Consider the following 7,987-nt stretch of genomic DNA (forward strand, 5'->3'; position numbering starts at 1 on the left):
AGGCCACGTGATGTACGTGTGGGTCGATGCCCTTGCCAACTACCTGACCGGCCTGGGCTTTCCCGAAGAGACGACCGAAATGGCCAAGTGGTGGCCCGCTGACCTTCACGTGATCGGCAAGGACATCGTCCGCTTCCATACGGTCTATTGGCCGGCCTTCCTGATGAGCGCCAACCTGCCGCTTCCTCGCCAGGTGTTCGGCCACGGCTTCCTGCTGAACCGCGGGCAGAAGGAATCCAAGTCGGTCGGCAACGTCACAGACCCCCTGGCTTTGGCGGATCAATTCGGTGTGGATGCCTTGCGCTACTTTTTCCTGCGTGAAGTGGCGTTCGGACAGGACGGTAGCTACTCTCCCGAGGCTATCGTCACGCGCGCGAACGCCGAACTCGCCAACAGCTTCGGCAATCTGGCCCAGCGCACTTTGTCGATGATCTTCAAGAACATGGGCGGCGAACTGCGCTCAGGTTTGGAACTGGCTGACGCCGATATCGCGCTGGACCACGCCGTAAACGCAGGGATCGATAGTCTACGGCGCGCGTTCCTGGACCTAAATTTCAGCGAAGGCCTGGACGCTTGGATGCGCGCCGTGTTTGCCTGTAACCAGTATGTCGATGAGCAAGCACCCTGGACACTGCGAAAGACCGATCCCGCGCGGATGGAGGCTGTGCTCATGACGCTCCTGCGCTCGGTTCGCAGCCTGGCGATCGCCGTACGACCGGTGGTTCCTACCGCGATCGACACGTTGCTCGATCAAATGGGGATCGCGGGCGATGCGCGGGACTATCAGGCTCTGTCGGACGTCACTTGGCTGGATGACTTGATCGCCAGCAACTTCCGTATTGCCCAGCCTGTGGGCGTCTTTCCAAGGCTGGAACTTCCCGAAGTCGCTCCGGTGGCCTGATGCTGATCGATTCCCACTGTCATCTCCAATACAAGGGTCTGATCGAGGATCAGGCCGCGGTGCTGGCCCGCGCCCGCGCCGCCGGAATTGGCGGTTTCCTGAACATCTCCACGCGGCAGAGCGAGTGGGACGCGGTGGTCGCCACGGCTGAGCGGGAACCGGACGTCTGGGCCAGTGTCGGCATTCATCCGCACGAGGCGGACGCCCATGCGGACCTCGGCGAAGCATCGCTCCGGGCTGCGACGGATCATCCCAAGGTCATCGGGATCGGCGAGACCGGGCTGGATTACTATTACGACAAATCGGACCGTGCGGTGCAGCAGGCCTTGTTCCGCATGCATATCCGTGTCGCTCGGGAAACAGGCCTGCCGGTGATCATCCATACGCGCGATGCCGAAGAGGATACCGCGCGGATCGTCGAAGAGGAAATGGCGACAGGACCATTTCCTGCCTTGATCCATTGTTTTACCGCCTCCTCGGAGTTCGGGGCGCGCATGGTGGACGCGGGGCTTTCCATTTCGCTTTCCGGTATCGTCACCTTCAGAAGCGCGAAGGACCTTCAAGCCACCGCCACGACGATCCCGGCTGACCGGCTTCTCGTCGAGACGGATTCACCGTTTCTAGCGCCGGTGCCCCATCGCGGCCGCAGCTGCGAACCCGCGTTCACGGCGGATACCGCCCGCTTCGTCGCCGAACTGCGTGGAGTATCCGAGGTGGAACTTGCCGAGCAGACGACCCACAATTTCTTCGCGCTGTTTCAGAAAGCCGCCGCGTGAAGGTCACTCTTCTTGGAAGCGGCACGTCGACAGGGGTGCCAAGGCTTGGCGGCGAGGAGGGTGTGGATTGGGGCCTGTGCGATCCGGATGACCCGCGCAACCGCCGTTCTCGCGTTTCGATCTTGGTGGAAAACGATGCTGGTAAGCGACTTCTGGTCGATACTTCACCCGATCTGAGAAGTCAGCTTCTGGCTTGCGAGATTGGCCGCATCGATGCCGTTTTCTGGACTCACGATCATGCCGACCACTGCCACGGTCTCGATGATTTGCGGCCATTGCGGTACGGTCGGGGTGGTCCGATCCCGGGCTATGCCGGCACCGAAACCGTACGGCGACTCCGTCAGCGGTTCGGATATGTCTTTGCCGGGCAGTACGGCTATCCGACAATCGTCGCACTGGACGATCTTCAGAACCTGCGCATTTGCGAGGGGTTCGGCATCGATCACTGCCAAATGCCGCATGGGCCTGCACAGTCGACCGCCTACCGCTTCGATTGCGATGGCAAGGCCATCGGGTACGCCACGGACTTCAGCGAAATCACGGACGACATGCTCGACGTCCTCGACGGGTGCGACATTTTGGTAGTCGATTGCCTGCGCCGCGAACCGCATCCTACACACGCGCACCTAGGCATGGCGCTCGAGCTCGCCGCAGCTACCCGAGCCGACCGCGCGGTGCTGACTCACCTTGATAAAAGCATGGACTATCAGACTTTGTCCGGCGAAGTTCCTGCAGGCGTACTCGTCGGCTTCGATGGGATGGTGCTTGTAGCATGACCGCCGGACTCATAGTTTCCCTCATCAGCATCTTTGGTGCGCTTATCCTCGTGACACGGGGGCAGCGATGGCGCCAAATGCCGAGAGGCAACGTCATTCGGTTGGCCTTGATATGGGTGGCGCTAATCGTGGGCGTCACGGCGATTGTCAGCGTTTTAGGTATAAGGGTGGCGCCGTAGACATGTGCCTTCCGCAGTCATCATTTTACATAATACAGATTATCTAACCTTGACGAGAGAAGTCGTGGCAACCCCTTTAGATCGTCTGATCGCCATCATGGCGCGATTGCGTGATCCGGTTTCAGGATGTGAATGGGATCGCGAGCAGACCTTTGCTACTATTGCGCCTTACACGATCGAGGAAGCCTATGAAGTCGCCGACGCGATCCAGCGGAGCGACATGTCGGACCTCCGCGAGGAGCTTGGTGATCTTTTGCTTCAGGTCGTATTCCACTCTCGCATGGCCGAGGAAGCCGGCGACTTCGGCTTCATGGATGTGGCGGCAGCGATCAGCGCGAAATTAGAGGCCCGTCATCCGCATATCTTCGGTACCGACAAACAGGCTGTCACTCAAACCCAGCGGTGGGAAGCCATCAAGGAAGCGGAGCGATCCGCCAAAGGCGCGTCCAGCGCGCTTGATGGTGTAGCCGCAGCCCTGCCGGCGTTGATGCGCGCCGAAAAACTGCAAAAACGCGCAGCGCGGGTCGGTTTTGATTGGCCCGATAGCGCCGGGCCGCGTGCCAAGGTTCTTGAGGAAATGGATGAACTGGCGCGCGCTGAAACCGCTGAGGAGAGGCTCTTGGAGGCTGGCGATCTGCTGTTCGCCGCAGTGAATGTGTTGCGCAAGGAAGGCATCGCGCCCGAAGACGCGTTGCGAGCGGCCAATGCCAAGTTCGAACGCCGCTTTCGGATGATGGAACAACAAGCGGCTGCCTCGGGCATCGAATTTCGTGATCATGGTCTGGAAGATCAGGAGGCGCTGTGGTTGCACGCCAAGACACTAGAGCGCGGAGAAACGCCCTAGCTCGCGGTCGCTCAGCCGCACTTGCAGGCGAACGACGGGGGTTTGATCGCCCTCGTCTATCGTCTCGGACACCACATGTCCGCGTGCGTGCAGGAAGGCCAGGCGTTCGCCGTCCTCGGCCGGAACGGCGAAACTGTAGAGCTTGGCTCCAGCCATCAGCTTTTCGCCCACTGTCGCCAGCAGCGTTTCGCAGCCGTCACCGGTCAGGGCCGAGATCGGCACGACGTCGCGATCACTCTTGTCAGAGATCAAGCCCGACAGTTCTTCGGCATGATCGGGATCGAGCAGGTCCCACTTATTCCAGATTTCCAAGATCGGGATGCCGCTCTCGCCACCCTTTTCCGGCTCGCCACCGTCCTCGGGAATCACGCCAAGGTCAGTGAGGATTTCCAGCACCTGCCGCTTCTGCGCCTCGGTTTCAGAATTAGCGATATCGCGAACATGCAGGATGATATCGGCGGCAGTCACCTCTTCCAAGGTGGCGCGGAATGCGGCGACCAATTGTGTCGGCAAGTCAGAGATGAAGCCGACCGTGTCGGACAAAATGGCCTTTTCCACACCCGGCAGCCGGATCGCCCGCATTGTGGGATCGAGCGTGGCGAACAACAGATCCTCGGCCATGACGTGCGCCCCGGTGAGGCGGTTGAACAAGGTCGACTTGCCGGCATTGGTATAGCCGACCAGCGCGACTACGGGCCAAGGTGCTTTCTCTCGACGATCGCGATGCAGTCCACGTGTGCGGCGCACTTGCTCTAGCTCGCGGCGGATGCGAGCCATGCGATCGCGGATCAGACGGCGATCGGCTTCGATCTGCGTTTCACCCGGGCCACCCAGGAAGCCGAAACCGCCACGTTGCCGTTCAAGGTGGGTCCAACTGCGAACAAGCCGTCCCGCCTGATAATCGAGGTGAGCCAGTTCGACTTGGAGGCGGCCTTCCGCCGTTGCCGCGCGTTCCCCGAAGATTTCAAGGATCAAACCAGTCCGGTCGATCACTTTGCGCTTGAGCTTTTCCTCAAGGTTGCGCTGCTGGATCGCGGACAGCGAGCCATCGACCACCACCAGTTCGGCCTCCGACTGCTCGCAGGCGATGGCGATGTTCTGAATCTGCCCTTCGCCAAACAGGGTTGCCGCCCTGGGCTCGCGGATCGGGATAGTGAAGGCATCGGCGATCTCCAGGCCGATGGCGAGCGCCAAGCCCTTACCCTCTTCAAGGCGCGCATCCGCATCCTGATCCCGGTTGGTCCGCATTTGCGGATATACAACAACGGCCCGCGCCCCGCGCGTGACCTCTCCCTGCAGTTCGTCGTTCAAAACAGTCCTGTCATTCCCGACTGACCGGGATCGCGCGTGCGATCCTCAGTCGTCGTCTTGTTCTTCTTCGTGTGACTGCAGATCGACCGGCGTGATCGGCTGAATCGTCGAGACTGCGTGTTTGTATGCAAGCTGCACGTAGCCTTCGCGTTCCAGCAGCATGCAGAAAAGATCGTAAGCAGCGATTCGACCCTGCAGCATCACGCCATTGACGAGGAACATCGTGACCTGAACACCAGCGCTACGCACGCTGGACAAGAACACGTCCTGCAGCAGGCGAACCTTCTTGGAGTTTTCAGACCCGAGCCCAAACTGGCGCGCATCGATCGGCGTGCTGGGCATGATGGTCGAGATTGCGTGCTTGTAGACCAATTGCGATTGCCCGTCGCGGCGCAGCAGGATCGAGAAGTTGTCAAACCACGTGACGATGCCCTGCAGCTTCACGCCCTTCACCAGAAACATGGTGACGGGTGTCTTGTTCTTGCGCAGCAGGTTAAGAAACTGATCCTGAAGGTTTTGCCCCTTGCCAGCAGGTGCCGAAACGGTCTCCGTTTCCGGTGCTTCGGGCGTTTCCGCCTTGGGACGAGCCGTGAGAGTACGCCCGCTCATAACTCACTCCTGTTGTTGGCGGCCGGTGTTACCGGCCGCAATCTGGCCAGCAGCTAGGCTGACCGTAATCTATGCATAATAGTATTTTGCTGCAGCGCAGTAAAGTCGCGAAACGTATGGTTCGCGTCGTTAACCCTCTTCGCCGTCAACCTCTCCCTCGCGCCGTTCTGACATGCCCAGGAGCTTGAGCTTGCGATGAAGGGCCGAGCGCTCCATCCCGATGAACGAGGCGGTTTTCGAGATATTGCCTGAAAAGCGACGGATCTGGACGCGCAGATATTCGCGCTCGAAGCTCTCGCGGGCTTCGCGCAACGGGGCGCTCATCATCACCGAGACACCGGCATCGCCGCCACCGCGGCTGTTGAAAATCTCCGGCGGGAGCATATCCGCTTCGATGCGGCCAAGCCGATCGCGCGGCGTCATGATCGCGGTCCGCTCCACCACATTGCGCAATTGACGCACGTTGCCCGGCCATTCGTAGGCCTGCAGCGCCGCCATGGCATCCGCCCCAACTTCGGGCGCCTCGACGCCCTGCTCGCTGGCAAAACGCGTGAAGAAATGGTCCACCAAAGGCGGAATATCCTCGCGGCGGTCGCGCAAGGCGGGCACGGTGACGGGCACGACGTTCAGCCGATAGAAGAGATCCTCGCGGAAGCGACGCTCGGCAATTTCCTTTTCCAGATCGCGCGAGGTGGAGGAGACGACCCGCACGTCGACTCGGATCTGCCGAGTCCCGCCCACGCGAACGAAGGCCTGGTCTGTCAGCACCCGAAGAATGCGCGCCTGCGTCGAGAGCGGCATGTCAGCAATTTCGTCGAAGTAGAGGGTGCCGCCATCGGCCGCTTCCAGCAGGCCGGGGCGCAACAAGCTGCCTTCCACTTCCTCACCAAACAGTTCCTGCTCGAAACGCTCGGGCGTGATCCGCGCCGAATTGACGGAGATGAATGCCTGCCCTGCCCGTCCGCTCCAGGAGTGGAGAAGTCGGGCGGCCACTTCCTTGCCGACGCCCGCCGGCCCGGTGATGAGCAGGCGGCTGCCGGTATTGGCAACCCGCTTCAGCGTCGCGCGTACCTGGTTGATCGCACTGCTGTTCCCCGTGAACTCCTCTGCGTTCGAGAAATCGTGCCGCAACTGCGCATTTTCGCGGCGCAGACGCTCGGTCTCGGTCGCGCGGGAAACGAGATGGATCAGCTTCTCGGCTTCGAACGGCTTTTCGATGAAGTCGACCGCACCGCGACTGATGGCGGCGACGGCGGTGTCGATGTTACCATGCCCGGAGAAGATGATCACGGGCAGTTCGGGCTCGCGGGCCTTGATCGCGTCTAGCACTTCAAGCCCATCCATCGCGCTGCCATGCAGCCAGACGTCGAGCAGCACCAACGAGGGGCGGCGCACATCCAATTCTGCCAGCGCGCTCTGACTGTCACCCGCAGTGCGGCACTCATACCCTTCGTCGCTGAGGACGCCGGCCACGAGTTCACGGATGTCGCGCTCGTCATCTACGATGAGGATTTCGATAGGCATCGCTTGGGTTTATCCTGCTGGTATTACTCAGCCGCTTCAGAAGTGCGGCCGTTGGCGAGCGGATCTACGGCGAACCGCATCGCCACTGTGGTCCCGCCACCTTGCGCGGCGGTGAACGTCATTTCGCCCCCGTGCTCTTCGACGATCTTGTTGACGATCGCCAGGCCCAGGCCCGTCCCCTTTTCACGCGTGGTGACGTAAGGCTCGATGATACGATCGCGGTCTTGCGGAAGGCCGATACCATTGTCGGTGATCGCCACGCGCACGGCACTTTCGAGGCCTTCGATGCAGACCTTGATGTGGCCGCGATATGGAACATCGCTTTCCGCTGCCGCTGTTTCCTTGACCTTGGCTTCGACCGCCTCGACCGCGTTCTTCAGGACGTTCGTCATCGCCTGACCGAATTGGTGGCGATCGCAACCGATGATCGGGATATCGCCCTTGGCCTCAAACTCGAAGGTGATGTCCGGGCGGGCGACCTCCTGCAGGAACAGCGCCTGGCGTGTGAGCGCCATCGGGTCTTCCGCGCGGAAAATCGGCTTGGGCAGCCGCGCGAAGGACGAGAATTCGTCCACCATCTTCCGCAGATCGCCGACCTGTCGAATGATCGTGCGAGTCAGGTCCTCGAACAGCTCGGGATCCTGCGTGATCTGTTTGCGATAGCGTCGGCTCAGGCGCTCTGTCGCCAGCTGGATCGGAGTGAGCGGATTCTTAATTTCATGTGCGATGCGGCGGGCGACATCGGACCAGGCGGCCTGGCGCTGATCGAGCAGCTGGCGGGTGATGTCCTCGAACGTGATGACGCGGCCCGTGGCGTCGCGGGCGATCTTCACCGCCAGCGTCAGGAGCTCGCCGTTCTTGTTGTACTGAACGATGCCGCTAGGCTTCCCGCTGTCGATCAGGCTGGCCAGAGGTGGTGCGAGTTCCGCCAGCGGCAAGCCCAGCGGACCCGGCACCGATCTATCGAGCAACAGCGATTGCGCCGTGCTGTTCATCAGCTGCACCGTGCCGTTCGCATCCACCGAGATGATGCCGGATGTGACCGATTCCAGCACCGCTTCGATAAA

Annotated in this window: 8 protein-coding genes; 4 read left to right on the plus strand and 4 right to left on the minus strand. The window is 61.0% G+C overall.

The window, feature by feature from the left end:
• From ACHWRX_RS10900 to mazG, 4 genes are all read left to right on the plus strand, one after another.
• A partial coding sequence (locus ACHWRX_RS10900) for a methionine--tRNA ligase (RefSeq protein WP_394659216.1) occupies nucleotides 1–901 on the plus strand: 901 nt, incomplete at its 5' end.
• Entirely contained in the window at nucleotides 901–1,677 is a 777-nt protein-coding gene (locus ACHWRX_RS10905) for a TatD family hydrolase (protein WP_394659217.1), read from the plus strand. The genes ACHWRX_RS10900 and ACHWRX_RS10905, both read left to right, overlap by 1 nt.
• Nucleotides 1,674–2,453 carry an MBL fold metallo-hydrolase gene (locus tag ACHWRX_RS10910; protein ID WP_394659218.1) on the plus strand — a complete coding sequence of 260 codons (780 nt, stop codon included), beginning with the start codon at nucleotides 1,674–1,676 and terminating at the stop codon, nucleotides 2,451–2,453. Before ACHWRX_RS10905 ends, ACHWRX_RS10910 begins: the two co-directional genes overlap by 4 nt.
• 243 nt (nucleotides 2,454–2,696) lie before the next feature.
• Nucleotides 2,697–3,476 (plus strand): nucleoside triphosphate pyrophosphohydrolase, encoded by a 780-nt coding sequence (gene mazG, locus ACHWRX_RS10915; protein ID WP_394659222.1) that lies wholly within the window; start codon nucleotides 2,697–2,699, stop codon nucleotides 3,474–3,476.
• Here mazG and hflX read toward each other — a convergent pair.
• The 4 genes from hflX to ACHWRX_RS10935 form a co-directional block, all read right to left on the minus strand.
• Nucleotides 3,453–4,787, minus strand: coding sequence for a GTPase HflX (gene hflX, locus ACHWRX_RS10920; protein ID WP_394659219.1), 1,335 nt, complete (start codon nucleotides 4,785–4,787; stop codon nucleotides 3,453–3,455). The genes mazG and hflX overlap by 24 nt on opposite strands.
• Nucleotides 4,788–4,832: 45 nt before the next feature.
• Nucleotides 4,833–5,396, minus strand: coding sequence for an RNA chaperone Hfq (gene hfq / locus ACHWRX_RS10925; protein ID WP_394659220.1), 564 nt, complete (start codon nucleotides 5,394–5,396; stop codon nucleotides 4,833–4,835).
• 129 nt (nucleotides 5,397–5,525) lie between these two features.
• Nucleotides 5,526–6,920, minus strand: coding sequence for a sigma-54 dependent transcriptional regulator (locus ACHWRX_RS10930; protein ID WP_058737656.1), 1,395 nt, complete (start codon nucleotides 6,918–6,920; stop codon nucleotides 5,526–5,528).
• A gap of 23 nt (nucleotides 6,921–6,943) precedes the next feature.
• The coding region (locus tag ACHWRX_RS10935; protein WP_394659221.1) for a sensor histidine kinase at nucleotides 6,944–7,987 on the minus strand (1,044 nt) is incomplete at its 5' end.

Origin of the sequence: uncultured Novosphingobium sp., from assembly GCF_964277725.1 — a bacterium.
In the GTDB taxonomy this organism is placed as follows: Bacteria; Pseudomonadota; Alphaproteobacteria; order Sphingomonadales; family Sphingomonadaceae; genus Novosphingobium; species Novosphingobium fluoreni.

What these genes read in the sequence shown, in the direction of transcription:
- ACHWRX_RS10905 (WP_394659217.1), top strand. Translation starts at nt 901, where the DNA reads ATGCTGATCGATTCCCACTGTCATCTCCAATACAAGGGTCTGATCGAG.
- hfq (WP_394659220.1), bottom strand. Translation starts at nt 5,396, where the DNA reads ATGAGCGGGCGTACTCTCACGGCTCGTCCCAAGGCGGAAACGCCCGAA.
- ACHWRX_RS10930 (WP_058737656.1), bottom strand. Translation starts at nt 6,920, where the DNA reads ATGCCTATCGAAATCCTCATCGTAGATGACGAGCGCGACATCCGTGAA.